Raw genomic sequence first — 23,725 nt, forward strand, 5'->3', positions numbered from 1 at the left:
GTTAACGTGTGCCAATCTTAAGATGTAAAAGTCTTAAAAACATGAGCTGCACTTGGCTGGTGCTAAAAAACATGATTTCGCTATGATCGTGTTGCAAGTGCATTGGCCTGTAAAGATCGGGGAAAAGTATGAGTGATACAGCAAGCATTGGCGCGGGCGCGGGTAAGTCGTCACCTCGTTTCGTTCATCTGCGGGTGCACTCTGCTTATTCCTTGCTGGAAGGCGCGTTGCCTGTCGGCAAGATCATCAAACAGGCGATTGCCGATGAAGCACCGGCCATCGCGATAACGGACAGTAACAATCTCTTTGGCGCTCTGGAATTTGCTCAGAAGGCTTCAAAGGATGGTTTGCAGCCGATCATTGGCTGTCAGCTGGACGTCGCTTTTGGTGACCATAATGATAATAGCCGCAGCGTGAATCGCAGGCTTGTTCTTGATTTGGCGCCTTTGGTTTTTCTCGCTTCGACCGAGGAGGGCTACGCAAATATAGTCAGGCTCGTTAGCCGCGCATTTATGGATACGCCTTCGGGTGATCCCGTCCATGTCGATGCAAGCTGGCTGTCTGATCTTTCAGAGGATGTCATTGTTCTTTCCGGTGGTCCGCTTGGCCCAATTGGGCGTGCATTTGCTGCTGACCGTGCTGATCGCGCAGAAAGCCGTCTGGCTTTCCTCAAAAATGCATTTGGTGACCGTCTGTATGTCGAGTTGCAGCGTCAGGCTGGTTACGACCGTGCGCTTGAAGTGAAGACCGTTGAACTTGCCTATGCAATGGAACTACCCTTGGTCGCGACCAATGAAGCGTTTTTCCTTAAGGCCGAGGATTTCGAGGCTCACGATGCGCTTCTTGCGATCGCCGAAGGCCAAATCCTTTCCAACGATGATCGTCGCCGTTTGACGCCTGATCATTATTTGAGAAGCCGTGCCGAAATGGCCGTGCTTTTTGAGGATTTGCCGGAAGCCCTCGAAAATACGATTGAAATTGCCGAGCGTTGCAGCTGGTTTACACAAACCCGCAACCCTATTCTGCCGCGCTTTACGGGCGAGTCCGACGATCCCGAAAAAGGTCTTGAGGCAGAAGCCAATGAGCTTGCGCGTCAGGCGCGTGAAGGCCTGAAGATGCGGTTGGAAACAGCCGGTCTTGCTGAAGGCTATACCGAAGAACAATATGCAGAGCGTCTCGACTATGAGATCGGCATTATCACCCGCATGAAGTTCCCGGGTTACTTCCTGATCGTTGCGGACTTTATCAAATGGGCGAAGCAGCAGGGTATTCCGGTAGGCCCGGGTCGTGGTTCTGGTGCGGGTTCGCTTGTTGCTTATGCATTGACAATCACCGACGTTGATCCGTTGCGCTTTTCGCTGCTATTCGAACGCTTCCTCAATCCCGACCGCGTATCGATGCCCGACTTCGATATCGATTTTTGTCAGGATCGTCGCGAAGAAGTTATTCGTTATGTGCAGGGAAAATATGGTCGCGATCAGGTCGCGCAGATTATTACTTTCGGTACATTGCAGGCGCGCGCTGTATTGCGCGATGTGGGCCGCGTTCTCGAAATGCCGTACGGACAGGTAGATCGGCTGTGTAAGCTGGTGCCGCAAAACCCGGCAAACCCGGTATCGCTGGCACAGGCCATTGAGACCGAGCCAAAAATCAATGAAGAGCGCGAGAAGGAACCAGTTGTCGGTCGTCTGCTCGATATGGCGCTCAAGCTTGAGGGGCTTTACCGTCACGCCTCCACGCACGCTGCCGGTATAGTCATCGGCGACCGACCGCTCTCAGAACTCGTTCCGATGTATCGTGATCCGCGTTCCGATATGCCGGTCACGCAGTTTAACATGAAATGGGTTGAGCAGGCAGGACTGGTCAAGTTCGACTTTCTTGGTCTGAAAACTCTGACAGTTCTCCAAACAGCGGTTAAGCTGGTTGCCCGTAAAGGCATAGACATCGATTTGTCGCGTCTGCCGCTTGATGATGAACTGACCTATGAAATGCTTTCACGCGGCGAAACTGTTGGCGTGTTTCAGGTGGAAAGTGCTGGCATGCGTAAGGCGCTGCTTGGCATGCGCCCGGATCGCATCGAGGACATCATCGCGCTCGTCGCGCTTTATCGTCCGGGTCCTATGGAGAACATCCCGACCTACAATGCGCGCAAGAACGGCGAGGAAGAGATTGCTTCCATTCACCCGAAAATCGATGACCTGATCAAAGAAACGCAAGGCGTTATCGTTTATCAGGAACAGGTGATGCAGATCGCGCAGGTGCTTTCCGGCTATTCGCTCGGTGAAGCTGATCTTCTGCGCCGCGCAATGGGTAAGAAAATCCGTGAGGAAATGGACAAGCAGCGTGTCCGTTTTGTTGATGGTGCAATTAAGGGCGGTGTCGATAAAGCGCAGGCGAATATGATTTTCGACCTGCTGGCAAAGTTCGCCGATTACGGCTTCAACAAGTCGCATGCTGCCGCCTATGCGATCGTGTCCTATCAGACAGCCTATATGAAGGCGCATTATCCAGTCGAATTCCTCGCTGCGTCTATGACTTATGATATGTCGAACGCCGATAAGCTCAATGATTTCCGGCGTGATGCAAATCGTTTGGCAATTGATGTTGTGACGCCTTCTGTCATGACCTCCTATCGTTCGTTTGAAGTTGGTGAGAAGAAAATTTTCTATTCACTTGCAGCCATCAAGGGCGTCGGTGAAGCTGCAGTTGATCATATAGTCGATGTGCGGGCAGAAAAGCCGTTTGAAAGCCTGGAAGATTTCTGCGAGCGGATTGATCCGAAAATTGTCAACCGTCGCGTTTTGGATAGCTTGATTAATGCAGGTGCACTTGATTGTTTTGGTCGTGATCGTGCTGCGATGAGCGCTGGCATGGATCGGATCATGGGCTTTGCGCAGCGCACGCAGGAAAATGCAGCAAGCGGCCAGTCCGATATTTTCGGTCTTTCGGGCGCACCGAAAGAACAGTTGATCCTGCCGCAAGCTGCTCCATGGTTGCCATCAGAAAAACTGCATCGCGAATTTCAGGCGGTCGGTTTCTATCTTTCTGCGCATCCGCTCGATGAATATCGTCAGGTACTTGATCGCATGCGCGTGCAAAGCTGGGCCGATTTCTCCGCAGCCGTGAAGCGCGGCGCGAATGCGGGTCGTCTTGCCGGAACGGTGACAACTCGGCAGGAGCGTAAGACGCGTACGGGCAACAAGATGGGCATTGTCCAATTATCCGATGCCAGTGGCCAATTTGAAGCGGTACTTTTCTCCGAAGGTCTTGCCCAATATCGTGATCTGTTGGAGAGCGGTAAATCTGTAGTGATCACAGTGTCCGCTGAAAACCGTCCAGAAGGCATTGGCTTGCGCATTCAGACCGTGCAATCGCTGGAAGATCGTGCCTGTGCGATGCAGAAGGCGCTTCGGCTATACCTTCGTTCAGCTCAATCGCTGAAATCGATTATTCCGCATTTCAATACGCGCGGCGACGGGGAGGTGAGCTTTATCGTGATCAAAGAGGACGGACAGCGTGAGGTCGAGATTGAACTGCCGCACCGCTATCGGGTCAGTCCACAAATTGCCAGCGCAATGAAAGCAATTCCCGGCGTCGTAGACGTTGAACTTGTTTAATAAAAAAGGCCGGCCAATTTTGATTGGTCGGCCTTTTTACTTATGCGGACGCTTTTTGGTTTAGCGATTTGCGAAGCTCTGGCGCAACCTTGGTGCCAAACAGCTCAATCGATTTCATCGTATGTTTATGAGACAGATTGCCCAAAGCCGTCTGCAACAAAAATCGATCATGTTTAAAATAGCTCTGTTGATCGAGGATCTTGTCGATAACCTGCTGCGGGCTTCCGACGAGCAATGATCCTCGCGGTTGGCACATAGCGTCAAATTGTTCTCGGGTGGTTGGCGGCCAACCGCGCTCATGTCCGAGTTTGCTCATCACATAAGCATATGACGTGTAGAACTCATCACCTGCTTGTTGAGAGTTTTCAGCGATATAGCCGTGGGAGTTGATTCCAACTTTGAGCTGTTCTGGCGCGTGTCCAGCTTTGAGGCCAGCTTCACGATAGAAATCTGTCAGCTGTGAAAAACGCTCCGGATACCCGCCGATGATGGCAATAGCTAATGGCAGACCGAGAAGTGCCGCACGTCCAACCGATGCCGGCGTTCCACCAACTGCGAGCCATATAGGCAAAGAATCTGGCAAGGCGCGGGGATAGACACTACGCCCGTCAATCGGCGCACGCGTCTTTCCTGTCCAGCTCACCTGCTCATGTTGACGAATGTTGAGAAGAAGATCAAGCTTCTCAGCAAAGAGCGTATCGTAATCATCGAGATCATAGCCAAAGAGCGGGAATGACTCGATGAACGAACCACGTCCTACCATGATTTCTGCACGACCATTGGAGAGAAGATCTAACGTGGAAAATTGCTGATAGACCCGAACAGGATCATCCGAAGACAGAACCGTCACAGCACTCGTTAGCTTGATGTTTTTTGTGCGTGTCGCTGCTGCAGCCAGCACAATCGGTGGCGCAGAAACTGCGTAGTCTGGGCGATGATGCTCACCGACCCCGAACACATCAAGGCCAACCTGATCAGCAAGTTCAATCTCTTCAATAAGATTTGTTAACCGTTGCTGTGGCGAAAGGGGGCGATTGGTTTCAGGATCAGGCCCAATATCGCCGAATGTGTAAATACCGAGTTCCATGGCGTTCCATCAATCTGTTGGCAGTTGAAGCTTAGTTAAGCTGCTTCATGCCTCTTGTTAAGAACGCACTGAAAGGTGATCGGGTTACCTTGAGGATACCGGGCAGTCGCCCACCCGGTATACAGTGATTTTAATAAGCAGCAGTAAAACGCTTACCGATATGCTTTCCCTGTTCGGCCTCGTCGATAATTGCAACCGCCAGATCATCGACAGAAATTTTACTTTCGCCTTTTTCGTCAAAGACAGGCTGATCTGCGCCAAGGCGATACTTGCCAGTTCGTTCACCCGGTTCCAGCATGATAGCTGGCGAAACGAAGGTCCAGTCGAGTTCATTTTCTTCGCGCAGTTCGTTGAGCGCTTGACGTGCGCCCAAAGCGCCTTCTTTCCAATCTGCCGGAAACTCAGGCGAATCTACAAGCTGTTGGCCATTGATTTCGAGGCTACCAGCACCACCGACGGCAATCAGACGCTTTACGCCAGCTTTCTTTGCTGCGGTATTGATAGAACGGCTACCCTTGATGTGGTTTTCGCGAATATTGGCATCTGTCCAACCTGGATTATACGCTGAAATGACAATGTCATGACCAGCCAGCTGGCTCGCAAGAGCGTCGGTGTCGAATATATCAGTTTTTACGGCCGTAACATTGTCGAGTTTTGCAACTTTGTCAGTGTTGCGGACAAGAGCTGTAACAGTGTGGCCGCGTGAAACGGCTTCTTTGAGGACGGCAGCGCCTACAAAACCTGTTGCGCCGATCAATGCGATTTTAGACATGATATGTTCCTTTTAATTGTAACCATAAAGTTATATTTCATAATCAGGTTCTTTATGGTAACTGAGTAGCCGAATTGAAAAGTCTTGTGAAGAACGCACTTATTCATGTTCAAGTTACATGGAAGTAACCGCGCTTTGGGCAGGGCCGCCAAGGGAAAAAGCATTGCGCTTAGCTGAAGATCAAAATGAAGAATACAAACGAACCAAATGCCATCGCGCCGTTATTATCATCTACCGCCGCCTTTCGGCCTGATTCAGACGGGTATGGATCATGCCCTATCCGCGAAGTGCTGGACCGCGTGGGCGACACATGGAGCATTCTGGTTGTTTTCAATTTGCAGGTGGGATCAATGCGTTTCAACGCCTTGCGGCGCTCGATTGAAGGCATTTCTCAAAGGATGCTAACAGTCACTTTGCGTTCGCTTGAGCGTGACGGGCTCGTGGCACGTCACGTCCGCCCAACATCGCCGCCTGAAGTCGAGTATTCGCTTACCGACCTCGGCCATTCGCTGGCGGTGCCGATAGATGTGTTGGGGCAGTGGGCCGTGAGAAACCGCGAGCAGATGCGCGATGCCCGTTCGCGTTTCGACAAAGCTGTGAACTTTTAGGGAACCAGATAAGCCGTTTTTCGTTCTTCTTGCCAATATAGGAGAAGGAACATGCCAGCCAAATCGAAAGCTCAGCAAAAAGCAGCTGGTGCCGCACTTTCCGCCAAACGCGGTGAAATCAAAAAGAGCGAGTTAATCGGCGCTTCCAAAGAGATGTACGAATCCATGAGCGAAAAGGAATTGGAAGACTTTGCGGAGACGAAGCACAAAGGTCTTCCGGAACATGTAGATGATAAGAAAAGCGACTGATAAAAGTCAGTCGCTCCACAATAGTTCTATTTTATGGCTTTGGTCGCCACAATCTCAATCGCTTTCAGCTTGCCGGAAGTAATGCCGCAACGAACTGAAATACCGTCCCAGCCTCCAGCTTTGTTGCGTGCTTCACCTGGCACTGAAATAATGGCTGATACTTTCCGGCCGTCTTTAGCACTGAATTTCGATGATTTTTCGTTTGTGGTTGCGTTGGCAATATCGTCTTTCGTGAAGCCGAGACGATCATACTTTTTGCTATTTTTCACATAATCGTAAGCAGATGCAATGCAGCCCGCAATTTGGGGTGATGCCTGTTGGTCTTTCACCAGTGTTTGATAATTGCCTGTGAAGTCCTTGGAGCGCTTCGGTACTGTATCAGCACAGGCGGCACCTGTGACGCCAAGTGTTAAAATTGCAAAAAGTATTATTCTGGTCGATTTCATGGATCGTTCCTTTAAAAGGCTCTGCGCAAAATGCGATGAGCAAAATCGATAATGGCAATATTATTAATGTCGTTGGGACGAATTATGTCTTATCGTTGTAGGCACAGAATAACTCACTGGCAGATTCGAGCAAGGCAGGATTTGCCGTGGCAACCTTGATCAAGATGCATGTTGGTTAGGTGAGCTGCATCGCCCTCTGGGCCGATAACTGTCATGAACAGCTTGCAGCTTGCGCCATGCACAGCACGCCAGAATTTCTTTTCTTTTTCCGACCCGTTCCAGCCACTTTCGAGTTCGGTTTTGGAACCATCAGAAAATGTGAACGACATAATATCAAGCGCATTGGCGAAAGCATGTTCTGAAACGCGGCCTTCTGATGCGCCATTGACGTTGCGGCACTGATAATCTGACCCGGTGCCGATTTCTGTTATTTTAATGTCATTTCCATAGACGTTTTGAGCGGCACTTTTGACGTCACCAGCCCATTGAGCCAGTGTGACCGCCATGGCGCAATTGGTTGTAATGGGATTTGCAAACTTTAAAGGTTCGACTTTACCAATTGCTGTGAGTGAAAGCGGCGAGCGTGCACTGCATTGCGATCCATCTTCAATGGGTGGCAGAAGTTTCCCTTTCACATCTTCGGTCATCAGTGCCGGACACGACACCTGATAGATGCGTTCAGGCTTTTTGGGCTCAGGTTTAGCGCTCTCTGGGTTGGTTATCCCGGCCGGCTTCTCCGGTTTTTTTTCTGGCAGAGGCGTAGTTTCAGTTTGCGTAGGTGTAGACTGTGCCTCAACCGGTTCTTTTCCTTCTTCCCGTCGAGGCGACGGGGTAGGAATCGGAACTGCGCTTATTACGGGAGAGGTTTTGGGCTGAGCCTTCCGGTTCGTACGTTTTTTCGTAAAGCGTTTTTGTGCATGCGTGTGCTTGTTACTCCCGCTCAATACTCTTTCAATGAAGCTTTCAGCTTTCGCCTCCCTAAAACTTTCGCCGGGTAGCAGTATGATGGCCGCGGTGAGAGCTCCAATAATGAACGCCCTTTGAGGGAAAGCGAAGGAAATGGCCATATTTACCTCTTTTGTCAGCAAGCCGCATTGTCTAATGTTTAAGCATCGCCTGCCGTTCCTTCACGCTTGATGGCACAGCGTTATATATAGCCAAATGGCTCAAAAGTGGGCTTTTGTCTTGACAAGACGACACTCCAATGACTAAAAGCCGCCATCGCTGGAGCTTAATCGTTCCGGCGTTTCATTTGACGTGTCCCGTGAATGTAGATCGCAGCTGCGCGCTTCATTCTGTCAGTCCCTGAATCAGAGGCAGAGGAGGGCGCGTTTCCTGTCTGCGCCGCAAGGCGCTTTAACTCTTTAGGAAATGTGATGAGCAAGCGCGAATCTTCCAAGTACAAAATTGACCGCCGTCTTGGTGAAAATATCTGGGGTCGCCCAAAGTCCCCTGTAAACCGTCGTGAATATGGCCCAGGCCAGCACGGTCAGCGCCGTAAGGGCAAGCTTTCCGACTTCGGTGTACAGCTCCGCGCAAAGCAGAAGCTCAAGGGCTTCTACGGCGATATCTCGGAAAAGCAGTTCCGTAAGACATACGACGAAGCAGCTCGCCGCAAGGGCGATACCGGTGAAAACCTCATCGGCCTGCTCGAATCGCGTCTGGATGCTGTTGTGTACCGCGCAAAGTTCGTTCCAACGATCTTCGCTGCACGCCAGTTCATCAACCACGGCCACGTTAATGTAAACGGCCGTCGCGTCAACATTCAGTCGTTCCGCCTCAAGGCTGGTGACGTTGTTGAAGTTCGCGAAAAGTCGAAGCAGCTCGTGATCGTTCTCGAAGCTGTTGCGCTCGCAGAACGCGATGTTCCTGACTACGTTGAAGTTGATCACAACAAGATGGTTGCGACCTTCGCACGCGTTCCAGTTCTCGGCGACGTTCCATACGCTGTTCAGATGGAACCAAACCTCGTCGTCGAATATTATTCGCGTTAATTCTGAGCTTCTGGCTTACGAACGACAAATAAATGGCCGCCCTTGGTTTCCCCAAGGGCGGCTTTTTTGTATGTAGACATACTTTCTCTCATGTTCGCGGGAAGCATCATGAACGCTATCGATCTTAATATCGCAGAAGATGCCAGTCTTGATGGTTGCCATCCGCTTTTCCGCGATGTTCCGGCAACGGTTGAATTCAATAAGCTGCGCAAGCGCTTGCTGCGACTGACACGTCAGGCGATAGACGACTTTGCCATGGTGAAACCCAATGAAGGTTTGCCTCGGGAGCGCTGGATGGTTTGCTTGTCTGGTGGCAAAGATTCTTATGGGCTTCTGGCACTGCTGCTTGATCTCAAGTGGCGCGGTCTGCTGCCGGTGGAATTGCTGGCCGTCAATCTCGATCAGGGGCAGCCGAATTTCCCGAAGCATATTCTGCCAGAATTCCTGAGCCGTTATGGGATCGAGCATCGCATCGAATATAAGGATACCTATTCGATCGTCACTGAAAAGCTTCCTGAAAACAGCACATACTGCTCGCTCTGCTCACGTCTGCGTCGAGGCAACCTTTACCGGATCGCGCGTGAGGAAGGCTGCTCGGCAATCGTACTTGGCCATCACCGCGAAGATATTCTCGAAACCTTCTTCATGAACCTGTTCCATGGTGGCCGTTTGGCTGCCATGCCGCCAAAGCTTCTGAACGATGAAGGCGATCTTATGCTTTTCCGCCCGCTTGCCTACGTAGCGGAGGACGATATGGAAAAATTCGCAAACGCTATGCAATTTCCGATCATTCCGTGCGATCTGTGCGGCAGTCAGGAAGGTTTGCAGCGCAATGCGATGAAGGCGATGCTTTCCGACATTGAAAAGCGGATGCCGGGTCGTAAAGATACGATGATCCGCGCCATGACCAATGTGCGCCCAAGCCATCTGCTTGATCGTAATTTGTTTGATTTTGCTGGTTTGATGACCAATTCTGAGGTGGAGACTGATCGTGCAGTTTGAAGAAAAACAGATTGATTGGCTGGCTGAGCTTTTGGCAGAAGCCGCCAATGCGGAAATCATGCCGCGGTTTCGGCAATTGGGCCAGGGCGATATTCGTCAAAAGACTTCCGCTGCTGATTTGGTTACCGAAGCCGATGTGAATGCGGAGCGCTTTATCACTGCGCATCTTAAAGAACGTTTTCCCACTGCGCTGATCGTCGGCGAAGAAGCTTGTTCCGATGATGAAACTTTGCTCAACGGTTTGGGTGAAGCAGACCTCGCATTCACCATCGATCCCGTCGACGGCACCTTCAATTTTGCTTCAGGCGTTCCACTTTTTGGCGTGATGCTGGCGGTTGTCGTAAAAGGCGAGACTGTTGCCGGTATTATCTATGATCCCGTCGGCAAGGACTGGATACTCGCTTCTAAGGGCGGCGGCGCGCACATTCGTTATGCCAATGGCTCGACAAGTTCTGTGAAGGTCGCGGCACCTGCGGATATTTCGCAGATGACGGGTTCTGTGTCATGGCAATATACGCAGGAGCCAATCCGCTCGCGCCTCGCACGCAATCACACGAAATTTCTGTCGCAGATCGGCTATCGCTGTGCGGCGCATGAATATCGCATCATCGCGACTGGGGGCGCGCATTTCGCTTGCTACAACAAGTTGATGCCTTGGGATCATCTCCCGGGTGCACTCATTCATCAGGAAGCTGGTGGCTATCTCGCCCGCTGGGATGAAAGCCCGTACCTGCCTTCGCATGTAGGTGGCGGTTTGCTGGTAGCTCCGGACAAAGAAAGCTGGAAAGCAATTCATCAAACGCTCTTTGCAGAATAGAAAGAAGCCCGCTAAAGCATGTCGCGGAAAAGTGGGAACCGCCTTCGCGGGGAAATCAGTCCACAGGACTGATTTCTGATCCCGCTTCGATCCGATAACGACATGCTGAAAAGAAAAATTAAAAAATGCCGCATTTTATAATGCGGCATTTTTTGTGGGCTTTTTTATCAGACTGGTTTGTTGTGCGGTTTGAATAATTTACCGCGCTCGGCGATGATCACGCAGATGAAGGAAATGAACCCTAGCACGCAATAACCCGCTGCAACGGGTGTTGTTGTTCCGTCAAAGGCCTGACCAATTGCAGCACCCAATGCTGCGCCGATAACTGTCTGTGCAAAACCCAGAACGGACGATGCAGTGCCTGCGACTTCACCAAGTGGCTCCATGGCCAGCGAATTGAAGTTTGATGTTATCAAGCTGAACGAGAACATGATCGTCATGTAGATGATCATGAGCAGCCAGAATGGTACAGGGCCGGTAAAACTCAGAGATAAGACAACCCAAAGCAGGCTGAAGCTGACAAATACCAGCAGCATTGTCTGCGATATGCGACGCATCCCATAGCGACCGACAAGGCGCGAATTAAGGAAAGATGCGAGTGCAAGTGTCATCGCAACCGCTGCAAAAGCCAGCGGGAACATTGTGCCCAGCTTATAAATATCGACAAAAATCTGCTGCGCTGAATTGATGTAACCAAACAGAGCGCCGAGAATGAACGATGTTCCGAGCATGTAGAAAAGGGCAACGCGGTTAGACAAGACGATGCCAAAACCACCGATGATGCTTTTCACGGTCAATGGACGCCGATGGTCAACGGGCAGGGTTTCTGGCAAGCGGATATAAGCCCAGACTGCAACAACCGCCGCCATAATGGCCATCGATAGGAAGATCAGGTGCCATTCGCCAAACAGCATGATTAGCTGACCCGTGGCAGGTGCGATCACCGGCAGGATCATGAAAATCATCATGACAAGCGACATGACTTCTGCCATTTGGCGACCTGCAAAGCGATCACGTACAACCGAAACCGCAATTACGCGCGTCGCTGCCGCCCCCAGACCTTGCAGCACACGCAGGATGATCAGCGTTGTAAAATCGGTCACAAAAGCAGCGCCAATTGCCGCCAGAATGTAGATTGCCAAACCGACAAAAAGAGGTGCACGACGGCCAAAACGGTCGCTCAATGGACCGTAAAATAGCTGCGATACGCCAAATCCCAGCAAATATGCGGTAATCACATATTGCGCATGATTTTCGGAAAGAACACCAAGGCTCGCACCGATTTGCGGCAAGCCGGGCAACATAATGTCCACGGCAAGTGCGTTGATTGCCATGATTGCTGCAATAAGCGCAATGAATTCGCCACGCGGACGTACAGACGTCTGTTGGTTGGACGAACTCTTATGAATATCGAGCGGCATTGTTTATTCCTTGATCAAGCAACGCACAGGTAAAAATGCAGGCGTTGCCGTAGACAGAGCTTTGAAAATAGGCCAGACAATTAAAATAGCCAGTTATGTGTGATATTTCGCGCAATATAAAAGGCGCCATTTTACGGCGCCTTTCGAAAAATGCTGAGGCAAAAGCCGAACTACGGTAATTAATCTTTAAGCTGCCTTAGTAGCAATACCTTTATCGCTAAAAAGTGTCTGTAATTCGTTCGACTGGAACATTTCGCGCACGATGTCGCAACCGCCAATGAACTCGCCCTTTACGTAGAGCTGAGGAACGGTTGGCCAGTTGGAGTAATCCTTGATGCCCTGACGGATTTCATCGGAAGCCAAAACGTTGACGCCCTTATAATCCACGCCGAGATAATCGAGAATCTGCACGACCTGACCGGAGAAACCACACTGTGGGAAACCTGGTGTGCCTTTCATGAACAGCACGACGTCGTTGGTCTTTACTTCATTGTCGATGAAATCGTTGATTCCGGTCATTTCAATTCCTTTCAGGATGCCGGTTCAAATCCCGGCCCGCGTAGGGAGAGCTTCTGCCCCAATATAGTAAGCTGAGCTTTGGTAATCACCCTCTCAAGGTGAAATCAAGACAAATTAGCGAGAGACCGCGCTATATCGGGGGTAGCATCTTGCCGCAGCCTGTATTCAAATATGTCAGACAAACACAGGCTGCATTGTTTATTTACTCAGGCACGCTGGTTTGGAGTGCGAGCGCATGAAGTACGCCGCCCATGTTGCCCTTCAGCGCATCATAAACCATCTGGTGCTGCTGCACGCGCGACTTGCCGCGGAAGCTTTCCGCAACCACTTCGGCGGCATAATGATCTCCGTCTCCGGCAAGGTCGCGGATCGTAACCTTTGCGCCGGGAATACCTTCGCGTATCAGTTTTTCGATCTCATGAGCGTCCATAGCCATGCAAAGTCTCCTGCCGTTTTTAGGCTTTTTAATATTATAGAATCGTAACGCATCATCCTGATACGTCAATCTTCAACTGTCTAACTTTTAAATCGCCGACAAGCAAACGCCCGAAGCAGGATTACTGTTCGGGCGTCTTTTGATAGCCGTTTTAACCGAAAACGATTAGTTGTCGACGGCAGCCTCGGCACTCATGAAGCCCGGGAACCATCCTTCAAAAGCGTTGTTGAGGTCGCTGACTGCAACATCAACAATGGCACCGAATTTCAGACGGTCACCGCCTACTGTTCCCAGTTTGCGGAAAGCGATTCCTGCGCCTTCTGCATTCAAAGCAATCAGGTTTGCCATTTCTGGCGTCGCAGCAACCACGTAACGCGCCTGATCTTCACCAAACAACACTGCATGCGGCAGGCCATCGCCTGCATCAAGCGTTGCACCCTTGCCGGACTTGATTGCCATTTCAGCAATCGCAACTGCAAGGCCGCCATCGGAAAGATCGTGACAGGCAGTGACCTGACCATTGCGGATCGCCGAACGAACGAATTCGCCGTTACGCTTTTCAAGCGCAAGATCAACCGTCGGAGCAGGGCCGTCAGCACGGTCAAACAGATCGCGCAGATAGACCGACTGGCCAAGATGTGAGCCGTCGCCACCGAGCAGAACCAGCGTATCGCCATCCTGCATGCCGCCGATTTTGGCCATCTGCGACCAGTCAGGGATGAGGCCAACGCCTGCAATGGTCGGAGTTGGCAAGATCGCCTGACCATTGGTTTCGTTGTAAAGCGAGACGTTGCCCGAAACGATTGGGAAGTCGAGCGCACGGCAGGCTTCGCCGATACCTTCGATAGCTTTGACAAGCTGCCCCATGATTTCCGGCTTTTCAGGATTGCCGAAGTTCAGATTGTCAGTGGAAGCAAGTGGCTCAGCACCGGTTGCAGTAATGTTGCGCCAGCATTCGGCAACTGCCTGCTTGCCACCTTCGAAAGGATCCGCTTCGCAATAGCGCGGCGTTACGTCCGACGAGAAAGCGAGTGCCTTGGTTGCATGGCCTTCAACGCGGACTACACCTGCATCACCGCCCGGAAGCTGCAATGAATTGCCCTGAATGAGCGTATCATACTGCTCATAAACCCAGCGGCGCGATGAGCCATCCGGTGAGCCGATCAGCTTGAGCAGCGCATCCGAATAGTCTTCAACCTGCGGCACATTGGCTGCTGGCAGCGGCGCGTGCTTGCCCGGTTCCATCCACGGACGATCATATTCAGGAGCCTCGTCACCGAGTTCCTTGATCGGCAGATTGGCGACTTCTTCGCCCTGATGAATGACGCGGAACCTGAGATCATCCGTGGTCTTACCAACGATTGCGAAATCAAGGCCCCACTTGCGGAAGATTGCCTGTGCTTCTTCTTCCATTTCAGGCTTAAGAACCATGAGCATACGCTCCTGGCTTTCTGACAGCATCATTTCATAAGCTGTCATGTTCACTTCGCGAACCGGAACATGGTCGAGGATGAGTTCGATACCGAGATCGCCCTTGGCACCCATTTCAACTGCAGAACAGGTAAGACCCGCTGCACCCATGTCCTGAATCGCGATAACTGCACCAGAAGCCATCAGTTCAAGGCAGGCTTCAAGAAGGCACTTTTCAGTAAATGGATCGCCAACCTGAACGGTCGGGCGCTTTTCTTCAATCGATTCGTCGAATTCAGCCGATGCCATTGTGGCACCGCCAACACCGTCACGGCCGGTCTTGGCGCCAAGATAGACAACCGGCAGACCAACGCCCTTGGCTTCAGACAGGAAGATGCCGTCATGCTTGGCAAGACCCGCAGCAAATGCATTGACGAGGATATTGCCATTGTAGCGCTTGTCGAAATTCACTTCGCCGCCAACGGTCGGAACGCCGAAAGCATTGCCATAACCGCCAACACCGGAAACAACACCAGATACCAGATGACGGGTCTTTGGATGGTCAGGCTCGCCAAAGCGCAGTGCATTCATGGCCGCAATCGGACGTGCGCCCATCGTGAATACGTCACGCAGAATGCCGCCAACACCAGTTGCAGCGCCCTGATAAGGCTCGATGTAAGACGGATGGTTGTGGCTTTCCATCTTGAAGACGACACAGTCGCCATCGCCAATGTCCACGACACCGGCATTTTCGCCCGGTCCCTGAATGACGCGTGGGCCCGTGGTAGGAAGTGTACGGAGCCACTTCTTCGACGACTTGTAGGAACAATGTTCGTTCCACATGGCCGAGAAAATGCCAAGTTCGGTGAAGCTTGGTTCGCGCCCGATCAGGTCGAGAATTCGCTGATATTCGTCGGGCTTCAGGCCGTGAGCTTGGATAAGTTCAGGCGTGATATCGCGCTTATTGGAAATAGTCATCGAGATGAGGGACCCCGTCGCAGGCTGCGGTACCCGGAAACTTCTGCCGAAGGGCGGACACCTAAGGTTTCAAGGGGCCTCTTTAACCTAACTCTGCCCGAAGCGCGACAGGAAAATGCCGATTTCCCGGCTCAAATGCTACCCTCATAGCCCACCTGACCATTTTCCAGCAATTGCCGCAAAGTTGTGAAGCCATTTTCGATGTCGTTGCGGTCTGTCGGTGAGGAAAAAGCAATGCGAACGCGATGATAATTACGCTCAATCCGCCCGGCTTTGAACTCGTCTTCATCATCAATCAGTAAGCCGTTTTCATAGGCTGCTGCTTTAAAAGTGCTGGCTAGCCATGGCTCCGGCAGTTTCAGCCAGAGGATTGGAACGTGGGGTGACGATACAAAGTCATAGCCTGCAAAGATTCTGCGGGCCAGTTGTTCGCGCCATTCAATTTCAGCGGAACATTTATCCAGCAGAGCGCTTGCCTGACCGGAAAGCACCATCTGCGCCGTTGTTTCTGCTAGCAAAAATGAAACGCCGCCAGTCATGAGTTTGTGCGTTACACGTAAGCGCTGCGCGCAATGCGGCGGGCAGGCCGCCCAGCCGCAACGCAAGCCAGCTGTTACAGCCTTTGAAAGGCTGCCCAAAAGAAATGTGCGTTCGGGCGCAATATCAGCAATTTTGGGGATATTTGACCGCGTCATAACCCCATAGGTGTCGTCTTCAATAAGCCAGACATTGTGCCGTGCTGCGATATTGGCGATAGCCACCCGGCGTTCATATGGCATGGTCGTAAGCGTTGGATTATGAATGCTTGGCATGAGAAATGCCATTGTGGGGTGTTGCTGGTTGCAAATCCGCTCGAATTCGTCTGGGATCATGCCGTATTCGTCACTCGCGGCGATTGCCACGCGTCGTCCGGCAATTTTCACGGACCGGCTTATCTGTGTGTAAGTCAGTTCTTCAAAAACAATACGATCGCCGGGCGAGGTAAAGGCTGTGATTGCAGCGACGGCACCGGCATGTGCGCCATTGGTGATGACAATATTGCTGGCATCGGCAGGAGCATTTTCCTGATTAAGCCATTGCCGACCGGCCTCGAGCCAATGTTGTGGGAAATGTCGCGTGTAGTTGACGACCTCATGCGGATACTTGCGAATAACCGATGTAATCAGCGACTCAAGGATAGCATTTTGTCCGACATCTGGCGCAGCAGTCGTGTCAAAGCGCCCCTTGTCTGCCGGAGCATCCTGAATGCGCGTTCCCGCAATACCGTCGCTTGAATAAGGGGCTGTTGCAGTTTGGCTGCCAGTCTTGCCAAGCACATATGTCCCGCGCCCGACTTCACCCGTCACGAGCCCGCGCTCGTGCGCAAGCGCATAAGCTCGGCCGATTGTACCAATTGTCACCTTCAGATCGAAGGCGAGATTGCGCTGTGGTGGCAGTTTCTCTCCCGCTGGCAATGAATTGTTTGCGATCGCGTCTTCAATCGCATCAGCAAGCTGAAGATAGAGCGGGCCAGATTTGCCGGAAAGATCGGGAAGCCAATTTGTCATGGTTACAATATAAGCATTGTATCGATATTTGAGTCAATTGTATTTACGCTTCAGCGCATCGAATTGATGCAAAGCGAAGAATACACGCAGCAATAAGGCGTTTTGCGATGACATTCGTCCCGATTAAGTACGACGAAATCGATACAATTGATACAATTCAGGCTGTTGAGCGTGAGGTTCCTGCGAACACGCGGTCTGTCTGGCAGAGATTTACGTCGTGGTTTTCTCACCGCGCAATGTTACGTCGCAGCCGTATTCAGTTGATGGACCTGACCGACGAGCAGCTCAGGGATATTGGGCTTTCTCGCAGTGCTGCCGATATGGAAGCGCGTAAAGTGCGCTTCCATATTCGATAACTTGCCCTAGCCGCAGTCTTTTTGTCCAGATGCCCAGCGATTAATATCGGCGCTGATACGGCTGCTGTGCGCCTGCTGCATCATTGGTCCAAAGGCTTCAATCCGCGCTGGATTGCCTTCTGCCTGCACAACAAGCAGCGGGCGTTCCGCAAGATTACGTGCAGGCACCACCAACATGCGTGGGCGTCCGGTGAAAGAGTTCAGTTCTGGCGCAAAAGCATAGCCACGGAAGTCTTTATCCTTGGATTTAAACCAGCAATTATTGGCACCCACAGCAATGCGCTCCATTGTTGCAAGGGCTGCTTTGCTGACATTTGCTGAAGCCGGGCGAGGCGAAGGCTTCGGTGCACAGGCCGCAAGAAATGCAAGCGCAGACAGTGCTGCAAGCGCGATGGTCTTATTCTTCAAGGAGGACTCCATGGGGACGCTTTGACGATGATAGCTAATGCGCATCTTGCTCAAAACGTATAGAAAGAATGTTAAAAGCGTATCCTCATCGGATACGCTTTTTGAATTTTTTAACTCAGGCGAGTTGAGGCATGAATGCCTTTAGCCCGTCACTCATTTCATTCGTGACAAGCTCAAAGACCGGATCCTGATTTGCTTTCACCGCATATGTGTCAAATTTGGGGTAAGCATCCAGCAAATCGCTCTTGCCGGAAAGCTTCTTGAGCGGCTCCATTAGGAAGCGAATTGGTACAAGCCAAGCGTCGGCGAGGGTTGGCGCATCCGAGAGCGCGAAATCATGATCCGTTAGACGTGACTCCACAACGCTCAAGCCCGTGTGCAGCTTGGCAAAAAGACGATCAATGGACGCCGCATCTCTTTCAGGCTTGCTGAGAAGAATCATCAACTTCATGGCTGGTCCGAGTACGTCGAGTTCAGCCACGCGAGCCAAGAGCCGGATCAATGCACGCTCGCGCGGGGTTCCGGGCAGGATTGGCGTTTCTGGGAAATGATCTTCAAGATATTCCGCAATGACCGCTGCTTCAAACAGCTTTTCGCCGGAACCAGTGATCAGCACGGGTACGCGCTTAAGCGGCGTCACATGGCTGAAATCCGCCGGAAACGGATAAGGAAGGCTGATCGGTTTGAACGGAAGTTCCTTGAGATAAAGAACACCACGTACAAAAGCGGAATAGGGGGAGAGTGGGCGTGAATATAATTGCATCGTTATAGTTCCCCGATTCGGTTGCCGCAGGAAGTATGCAATACCCAAGCTGCCACGAATCTACAGGTTGCGCTAGTCGCTTGCATCTGGTGCGTAAATGGAATTGGTCATTAGAGGTGTAATAAAAAACGGCCTTCGTTTTCTGACAAAGGCCGTTTTAAAAAATTAATTTGGGTATGCCTTTTTAAGCGGCAATTCCCAATGCGCCTGCAAAAAGCGCACGGCCATCATTGCCGCCATGCGCGCCTTCAATCAGGTTTTCAGGATGTGGCATCATGCCGAGAACATTCCCGCGAGCATTGACAATACCGGCAATATCGTTGACCGAGCCGTTCGGGTTGGTGCCTTCCGCATAGCGGAATACAACCTGACCTTCACCTTCGATGCGCTTCAATGTTTCCGCATCGGCAAAGTAATTGCCGTCATGATGCGCGACTGGGCAACGAATGATCTGGCCCGGCTGATAGCTGCGGGTGAAGGACGTGTTGGCGTTGCTCACTTCGAGCTTCACTTCGCGGCAGACGAATTTCAGCGAAGTATTGCGCATCAGCGCGCCCGGCAACATTCCTGCTTCGACGAGAATCTGGAAGCCGTTGCAAACGCCGATAACCATCACGCCTTTGTCGGCTTTCTCACGAATAGCCTGCATGATTGGCATACGTGCTGCAATCGCGCCGCAACGCAGATAGTCACCATAGGAAAAGCCGCCGGGGATCAGAATAAGATCAACATCATCAGGGATGGATGTATCTGTCTGCCAGACGGTGATTGGTGCCTGACCGGAAATCTTGGTGACGGCTGCAATCATGTCGCGGTCACGGTTGAGGCCGGGGAGAAGAACGACTGCTGCTTTCATGGCGTTTTATGTCTCTTTGAATCTGAGGGCTTCAGAGCGCGTCGTGCGATCTGAAAGCGCGCAAAAAATACCCGCTGAGCGCAGCGCGTCAGGCGATGACGATTGCGTAGTCTTCAATAACCGTGTTGGCGAGCAGCTTCTCGCACATGGCTTTGATTTCGGCTTCAGCTTTAGCCTTGTCCGAGCCTTCGATTTCGAGATCGAAGACCTTGCCCTGACGGACAGAGTTGACGCCTTCGAAATTCAGGCTGCCGAGCGCGCCGACAATAGCTTTGCCCTGCGGGTCGAGAACGCCGTTTTTGAGTGTAACGGTGACGCGTGCCTTAATCACTGAGTAGTTCCTGATTTACTTAGCCAAATGAAAACAGCCCGGTAACTTTCGTTCCGGGCTGTGCGGATTTTACTTCACAAGCGTAGGGCCGGAAGGACGGGGCGTTTCGTTCTCGTTCATGATGCCGAGACGACGTGCCACTTCCTGATAGGCCTCAACCAGTCCGCCCATATCGCGGCGGAAGCGGTCCTTATCGAGCTTGTCATTGGTGTTGATATCCCAAAGCCGCGCTGAGTCTGGCGAAATTTCGTCAGCGACAACGATACGCATCATGTCGCCTTCAAACAGACGTCCGCATTCCATCTTGAAATCAACAAGCTGGATGCCGATGCCAAGGAACAGGCCTGTAAGGAAGTCGTTGACGCGGATGGCGAGAGCCATAATGTCGTCGATTTCCGCAGGGCTGGCCCAGCCAAAAGCAGTGATATGTTCTTCCGTGACCATTGGGTCGTTGAGAGCATCTGCCTTGTAATAGAACTCGATGATCGAGCGCGGCAGGACAGTGCCTTCTTCGATGCCGAGGCGCGTCGACAGCGAACCTGCCGCAACGTTACGGACAACGACTTCAAGCGGAATGATTTCGACTTCCTTGATCAGCTGCTCTCGCATGTTGAGGCGGCGGATAAAGTGAGTCGGAATACCAATACGGTTGAGCTGCGTGAAAATGTGCTCAGAAATGCGGTTGTTCAACACGCCTTTTCCGTCAACAACTTCATGCTTCTTCGCGTTGAACGCGGTTGCGTCATCTTTGAAGAACTGGACAAGAGTACCGGGTTCAGGGCCTTCATAAAGAATCTTGGCCTTGCCCTCGTAAATACGGCGGCGACGGTTCATGGCTTTTCTCGGATTTCCAAAAATGTGATGATCGGCATTTGCCGCTATTCTCGCGGGCTACGTATAGCAATTGTGGGCTTTTAACAATCCTGCTTTGTACCCGTTCCCCCGTTTTAAGCGTTTCAGAGCCAGATAAATCAAGAAAGTGACTTTTGGCTCTTGTATAATCTTGCGCCCCTTGCCAGCTTTAGGCAAGAGAACGGTTGACGATCTCATATAAGTTAACAGCTTGGGAGTTCTATGAATGGCCACTGGCATGGACGATCGCCGCAACGCTTTTGAAAGCAAATTCGCACTCGATGCTGAACTGCGCTTCAAGGCCGAAGCCCGCCGCAATAAGATTCTTGGCCTTTGGGCAGCAGAGCTTCTCGGTAAGCACGATGCGGATGCAGACGCCTATGCGCGTGAAGTTGTTGCCGCTGACTTTGAAGAAGCAGGCGATGAAGACGTTTTCCGCAAGTTGCGTGCCGATTTTGATGCCGCCAGCGTGAGCGTTACGGATGAGACCATTCGCGAAAAGATGTTCGCTTTCCTTGAGGAAGCGATCCAGCAAGTTCAGAAAGACTAACTGGTAATAAAGAGCGGAAATGCTGATAGCGCATCCCGAAAAGTGGGAACCGGTTTTCGGGATAAGATGCGCGTTAAAATAAACAGACAGCGTTTCCGCCCTTCGTTTTTGTAATGCAGGGGAATAAGCATGTCATTGTCTTCGCGTCTTCGTGCCGGAGAAACTGTTCTATCGGCATGGTCGTCATTGCCGGAACCACTTACTGTAGAAGTGTTGGCGCATAGCGCTTTTGACGCGGTAACGCTTGATATGCAGCATGGCGGGCATGATGAGCAAAGTGTGCTGCGCAGCCTTGGGCTTATCCTGAATGCGGGCAAACCACCAGTGGTTCGCATTCCTGTCGGACGCTTCGATATGGCGAGCCGGGCACTCGATTTTGGCGCACAGGCAGTCATTGCTCCCATGATCAATTCGGTCGAAGATGCGCGTAAATTTTCCGCTTCAATGAAGTATCCGCCGATTGGCGAGCGTTCATGGGGCGTTTTCCGCGCCAATGCCGATTACGGCACGCCTGGCTCAAACGATTATCTCGTTACCGCAAATCAGGAAACGCTGGCTTTCGCGATGATTGAAACACGCGATGCCTATGATGCGCTGGATGCGATTCTCGATGTCCGCGGCATTGATGGCGTTTTTGTTGGCCCTGCGGATTTCTCGATTGCATGGAGCAACGGCCGCGAAGCCAACCCGGATTCAGACGCCATCATTGAGCCGATCACCAAGATTGCACGCAAGGCAGCTGCCGCAGGTAAATTCGCTGGAATCTACTCGCCGACAGCAGAATTTGCACGCCGCTACATGCCGCTCGGCTTTCAGTTTTTAACTCTCGCTAGTGACGGCGGCTATATGCGCCTTGGTGCCAAAACGCTCGTTGATGCAATTCGCGCTTAAAAAATAAAGCGGCAGATATTTTATCTGCCGTTTCTTAAGCTGATCTGAATCTATTTCATCAGAAACTTATCTAACATATTGTTTTAATGTGATTTCGGCGGTTCAAGTTTAGTCATAAACTCAGCAAATACCATAGAACCTTCTGGCCACGGCCCATGACCTGATTCTGAGTTGATATGCCCCGCATCACCAGCATCAATCAGCAATGCCCCCCAATCCTTCACCACTTCTTCTGCGGCCTCAAAGCTTGAGAACGGATCGTTGCGACTGACAACGGCAATGGTTGGAAACGGCAGACGTTCGCGCGGATAAGGGCCAAATGTCATCAGGTGCTTGGGTCTGATTTTGTCATTCGAGACGTCAGGCGGGGCAACAAAGAATGCACCCGCAACCTTATGCTGAATGTGCGGAATGGCATGGAGTGCCGTTGCAACGCCAAGCGAATGCGCAACAAGCACGATTGGCTTTGTCGCTTCATTAGCGGCTTTAACCAGCTCCGCTACCCAATCGTCTTTGACGGGCTTCGACCATTCGGCCTGTTCAACACGTCGCGCCGTCGAGAGCTTGCTCTCCCAGCGGGTCTGCCAGTGATCAGGGCCGGAATTGGTGTAACCGGGAATGATGAGAATATCGGAATCTTTGACTTTCATGATCCCTATTTAGAGCCGTTTCAACTCATCTTCAAGCTAGGCTATAGCGCTGATGTCGCAACGCAGATGATCCAAATGATGAACAGCTTGTTCGCTGAACGCTGTCTTGTGGAATGCTCTCTAAATTGTGATCTTTAGCGGGAAGAAAACAACGGAGAGGATACCCGGCCATGGCCATGAGCAGAAGAAAGATATTGGGTTCTGCAGGGGCTGCCGTGATGAGCAGTATGCTTTCCGCGCGCGCTGAGACGCCGTCGAAGGAGAATGAAATGACCGAGACATTAAACAAAGTTGCTGGCGAGCAGTCAGCCAAAGCTGCTCCTTTACCTTTTGCAATGACGACACCTGTCCGGGTGGCGCGCATTGGTTTGAAGGCGCGCGATGCGGAGACGCTGGCTGAGTATTATCGCGATGTGGTGGGCTTGCGCGAAATGACCCGCCGTGGCGCTTCGATTGTGCTTGGCGCTGGTGATCGCGAACTAATGGAAATCGAGCAGTTTTCTGCCGCTAAAGCAGATGATCCACGCAGCGCTGGTCTTTATCACACGGCTTTCTTGCTACCGACTCGTGGAGATCTCGCGCGCTGGTCGCGCCGTGCCATCGACAAGCAGCTACCCGTTGCTGGTGCATCTGACCACAATGTCAGCGAAGCGATTTATCTGACCGATCCTGAAGGCAATGGCATCGAAATCTATTCTGATCGCCCACATAAGACATGGCAGTGGAATGGTGATCGCGTGGTCATGGGCACAGAAGCGCTTGATGTTGGCGATCTGCTCGAAACCGGAAAGCGCGAAGGTGGCGAGTGGACTGGCGCGCCGCAGAATACGGTAGTCGGCCATGTTCACTTGCGCGTTGGCAATGCCAAAGATGCGGAAGCTTTCTGGAACAAGGAACTGGGCTTTAATACCGTGCAGACCTATGGCGATAAGGCTGTGTTCTTATCGACCGGCGGTTATCACCACCATATCGGTGCTAACGCGTGGCAGAGTTCAGGCGCTGGCTTGCGTGACAAGGACCGAACTGGCCTTGCATGGGTTGAAATGGAAGACACGCGTGGCGGTAATAACCACGTCTTTGAAGACCCATGGGGTAATGTGATCAATACGATCAAAAAGAGCGCCTAATCCGAAATAATAAAAAGCCCCATGTTTACAGAAACACG

General features: G+C 51.7%; 25 protein-coding genes. 10 read left to right on the forward strand and 15 right to left on the reverse strand.

Annotated features, from left to right (window positions below):
* Nucleotides 1-128 precede the first annotated feature (128 nt).
* Nucleotides 129-3,617, forward strand: coding sequence for a DNA polymerase III subunit alpha (gene dnaE, locus U2P60_RS13820; RefSeq protein WP_413573046.1), 3,489 nt, complete (start codon nt 129-131; stop codon nt 3,615-3,617).
* Nucleotides 3,618-3,657: 40 nt separating this feature from the next.
* On the opposite strand, the gene U2P60_RS13825 is transcribed toward dnaE, so the two are convergent.
* Nucleotides 3,658-4,704 carry an LLM class flavin-dependent oxidoreductase gene (locus U2P60_RS13825; RefSeq protein ID WP_413573047.1) on the reverse strand — a complete coding sequence of 349 codons (1,047 nt, stop codon included), beginning with the start codon at nt 4,702-4,704 and terminating at the stop codon, nt 3,658-3,660.
* 130 nt (nt 4,705-4,834) lie between these two features.
* Nucleotides 4,835-5,476 (reverse strand): NAD(P)-dependent oxidoreductase, encoded by a 642-nt coding sequence (locus tag U2P60_RS13830; protein WP_413573048.1) that lies wholly within the window; start codon nt 5,474-5,476, stop codon nt 4,835-4,837.
* 185 nt (nt 5,477-5,661) lie between these two features.
* On the opposite strand from U2P60_RS13830, the gene U2P60_RS13835 reads away from it, so the two are divergent.
* Both U2P60_RS13835 and U2P60_RS13840 read left to right on the forward strand, forming a co-directional pair.
* Complete coding sequence (locus tag U2P60_RS13835; protein WP_413573049.1) at nt 5,662-6,084, forward strand: winged helix-turn-helix transcriptional regulator; 423 nt, start codon at nt 5,662-5,664, stop codon at nt 6,082-6,084.
* A 51-nt stretch (nt 6,085-6,135) separates the two neighbouring features.
* Nucleotides 6,136-6,333, forward strand: a complete 198-nt coding sequence (locus U2P60_RS13840; protein ID WP_313828381.1) for a DUF3008 family protein — start codon at nt 6,136-6,138, stop codon at nt 6,331-6,333.
* Between the two features lie 26 nt (nt 6,334-6,359).
* On the opposite strand, the gene bspC is transcribed toward U2P60_RS13840, so the two are convergent.
* Together bspC and U2P60_RS13850 are read right to left on the reverse strand one after the other, a co-directional pair.
* Nucleotides 6,360-6,779 (reverse strand): type IV secretion system effector BspC, encoded by a 420-nt coding sequence (gene bspC, locus U2P60_RS13845; RefSeq protein WP_413573050.1) that lies wholly within the window; start codon nt 6,777-6,779, stop codon nt 6,360-6,362.
* Nucleotides 6,780-6,892: 113 nt separating this feature from the next.
* Complete coding sequence (locus U2P60_RS13850) at nt 6,893-7,846, reverse strand: extensin family protein (protein WP_413573051.1); 954 nt, start codon at nt 7,844-7,846, stop codon at nt 6,893-6,895.
* Nucleotides 7,847-8,155: 309 nt separating this feature from the next.
* Between U2P60_RS13850 and rpsD the strand changes: the two genes are divergently transcribed.
* The 3 genes from rpsD (at nt 8,156) to U2P60_RS13865 (ending at nt 10,592) form a co-directional block, all read left to right on the forward strand.
* On the forward strand, nt 8,156-8,773 hold the full coding sequence (gene rpsD / locus U2P60_RS13855; protein WP_250039668.1) for a 30S ribosomal protein S4: 618 nt from the start codon (nt 8,156-8,158) through the stop codon (nt 8,771-8,773).
* Between the two features lie 108 nt (nt 8,774-8,881).
* Nucleotides 8,882-9,775 carry a tRNA 2-thiocytidine(32) synthetase TtcA gene (ttcA, locus tag U2P60_RS13860; protein ID WP_413573052.1) on the forward strand — a complete coding sequence of 298 codons (894 nt, stop codon included), beginning with the start codon at nt 8,882-8,884 and terminating at the stop codon, nt 9,773-9,775.
* A complete protein-coding gene (locus U2P60_RS13865; protein WP_313828388.1) occupies nt 9,765-10,592 on the forward strand; it encodes an inositol monophosphatase family protein in 828 nt (275 codons plus the stop codon). The genes ttcA and U2P60_RS13865 overlap by 11 nt, the downstream gene beginning before the upstream one ends.
* Nucleotides 10,593-10,759: 167 nt before the next feature.
* Here U2P60_RS13865 and U2P60_RS13870 read toward each other — a convergent pair whose 3' ends face one another.
* The 5 genes from U2P60_RS13870 to U2P60_RS13890 all read right to left on the reverse strand — a co-directional run bounded on the left by U2P60_RS13870 (nt 10,760) and on the right by U2P60_RS13890 (nt 16,903).
* Nucleotides 10,760-12,013, reverse strand: a complete 1,254-nt coding sequence (locus U2P60_RS13870; protein ID WP_313828390.1) for a multidrug effflux MFS transporter — start codon at nt 12,011-12,013, stop codon at nt 10,760-10,762.
* Nucleotides 12,014-12,199: 186 nt separating this feature from the next.
* Nucleotides 12,200-12,532, reverse strand: coding sequence for a Grx4 family monothiol glutaredoxin (grxD, locus tag U2P60_RS13875; RefSeq protein WP_313828391.1), 333 nt, complete (start codon nt 12,530-12,532; stop codon nt 12,200-12,202).
* A 202-nt stretch (nt 12,533-12,734) separates the two neighbouring features.
* Nucleotides 12,735-12,968: a BolA/IbaG family iron-sulfur metabolism protein gene (locus tag U2P60_RS13880; protein ID WP_007874594.1), complete on the reverse strand. Its 234-nt coding sequence runs from the start codon at nt 12,966-12,968 to the stop codon at nt 12,735-12,737.
* Between the two features lie 165 nt (nt 12,969-13,133).
* Nucleotides 13,134-15,356, reverse strand: coding sequence for a phosphoribosylformylglycinamidine synthase subunit PurL (gene purL / locus U2P60_RS13885; RefSeq protein ID WP_413573053.1), 2,223 nt, complete (start codon nt 15,354-15,356; stop codon nt 13,134-13,136).
* A 131-nt stretch (nt 15,357-15,487) separates the two neighbouring features.
* Nucleotides 15,488-16,903 carry a PLP-dependent aminotransferase family protein gene (locus U2P60_RS13890; protein WP_413573054.1) on the reverse strand — a complete coding sequence of 472 codons (1,416 nt, stop codon included), beginning with the start codon at nt 16,901-16,903 and terminating at the stop codon, nt 15,488-15,490.
* A 107-nt stretch (nt 16,904-17,010) separates the two neighbouring features.
* On the opposite strand from U2P60_RS13890, the gene U2P60_RS13895 reads away from it, so the two are divergent.
* On the forward strand, nt 17,011-17,259 hold the full coding sequence (locus U2P60_RS13895) for a DUF1127 domain-containing protein (protein WP_413573055.1): 249 nt from the start codon (nt 17,011-17,013) through the stop codon (nt 17,257-17,259).
* 6 nt (nt 17,260-17,265) lie between these two features.
* Here U2P60_RS13895 and U2P60_RS13900 read toward each other — a convergent pair whose 3' ends face one another.
* From U2P60_RS13900 to purC, 5 genes are all read right to left on the reverse strand, one after another.
* Nucleotides 17,266-17,667: a hypothetical protein gene (locus U2P60_RS13900; protein ID WP_413573056.1), complete on the reverse strand. Its 402-nt coding sequence runs from the start codon at nt 17,665-17,667 to the stop codon at nt 17,266-17,268.
* A 115-nt stretch (nt 17,668-17,782) separates the two neighbouring features.
* Complete coding sequence (locus U2P60_RS13905; protein ID WP_413573057.1) at nt 17,783-18,430, reverse strand: glutathione S-transferase family protein; 648 nt, start codon at nt 18,428-18,430, stop codon at nt 17,783-17,785.
* Between the two features lie 184 nt (nt 18,431-18,614).
* Nucleotides 18,615-19,286, reverse strand: a complete 672-nt coding sequence (gene purQ / locus U2P60_RS13910) for a phosphoribosylformylglycinamidine synthase subunit PurQ (RefSeq protein WP_250039680.1) — start codon at nt 19,284-19,286, stop codon at nt 18,615-18,617.
* 88 nt (nt 19,287-19,374) lie between these two features.
* Nucleotides 19,375-19,617, reverse strand: a complete 243-nt coding sequence (purS, locus tag U2P60_RS13915) for a phosphoribosylformylglycinamidine synthase subunit PurS (RefSeq protein WP_413573058.1) — start codon at nt 19,615-19,617, stop codon at nt 19,375-19,377.
* A 69-nt stretch (nt 19,618-19,686) separates the two neighbouring features.
* Nucleotides 19,687-20,451 carry a phosphoribosylaminoimidazolesuccinocarboxamide synthase gene (purC, locus tag U2P60_RS13920; RefSeq protein WP_250039682.1) on the reverse strand — a complete coding sequence of 255 codons (765 nt, stop codon included), beginning with the start codon at nt 20,449-20,451 and terminating at the stop codon, nt 19,687-19,689.
* A 244-nt stretch (nt 20,452-20,695) separates the two neighbouring features.
* On the opposite strand from purC, the gene U2P60_RS13925 reads away from it, so the two are divergent.
* Both U2P60_RS13925 and U2P60_RS13930 read left to right on the forward strand, forming a co-directional pair.
* The gene (locus U2P60_RS13925; RefSeq protein ID WP_250039684.1) at nt 20,696-21,019 is read left to right on the forward strand and encodes a DUF1476 domain-containing protein; all 324 of its coding nucleotides are present in this window, start codon (nt 20,696-20,698) and stop codon (nt 21,017-21,019) included.
* 123 nt (nt 21,020-21,142) lie between these two features.
* Nucleotides 21,143-21,910: an HpcH/HpaI aldolase/citrate lyase family protein gene (locus tag U2P60_RS13930; RefSeq protein ID WP_313828630.1), complete on the forward strand. Its 768-nt coding sequence runs from the start codon at nt 21,143-21,145 to the stop codon at nt 21,908-21,910.
* 83 nt (nt 21,911-21,993) lie between these two features.
* Here U2P60_RS13930 and U2P60_RS13935 read toward each other — a convergent pair whose 3' ends face one another.
* Nucleotides 21,994-22,560: an alpha/beta hydrolase gene (locus U2P60_RS13935; protein WP_313828399.1), complete on the reverse strand. Its 567-nt coding sequence runs from the start codon at nt 22,558-22,560 to the stop codon at nt 21,994-21,996.
* 170 nt (nt 22,561-22,730) lie between these two features.
* Here U2P60_RS13935 and U2P60_RS13940 point away from each other — a divergent pair, with 170 nt between their 5' ends.
* Nucleotides 22,731-23,687 carry a VOC family protein gene (locus U2P60_RS13940; RefSeq protein ID WP_413573059.1) on the forward strand — a complete coding sequence of 319 codons (957 nt, stop codon included), beginning with the start codon at nt 22,731-22,733 and terminating at the stop codon, nt 23,685-23,687.
* The last annotated feature ends 38 nt before the right edge of the window (nt 23,688-23,725 follow it).

The sequence above is a fragment of the Brucella sp. H1_1004 genome (assembly GCF_047308065.1).
Classification (GTDB): domain Bacteria; phylum Pseudomonadota; class Alphaproteobacteria; order Rhizobiales; family Rhizobiaceae; genus Brucella; species Brucella pseudogrignonensis_B.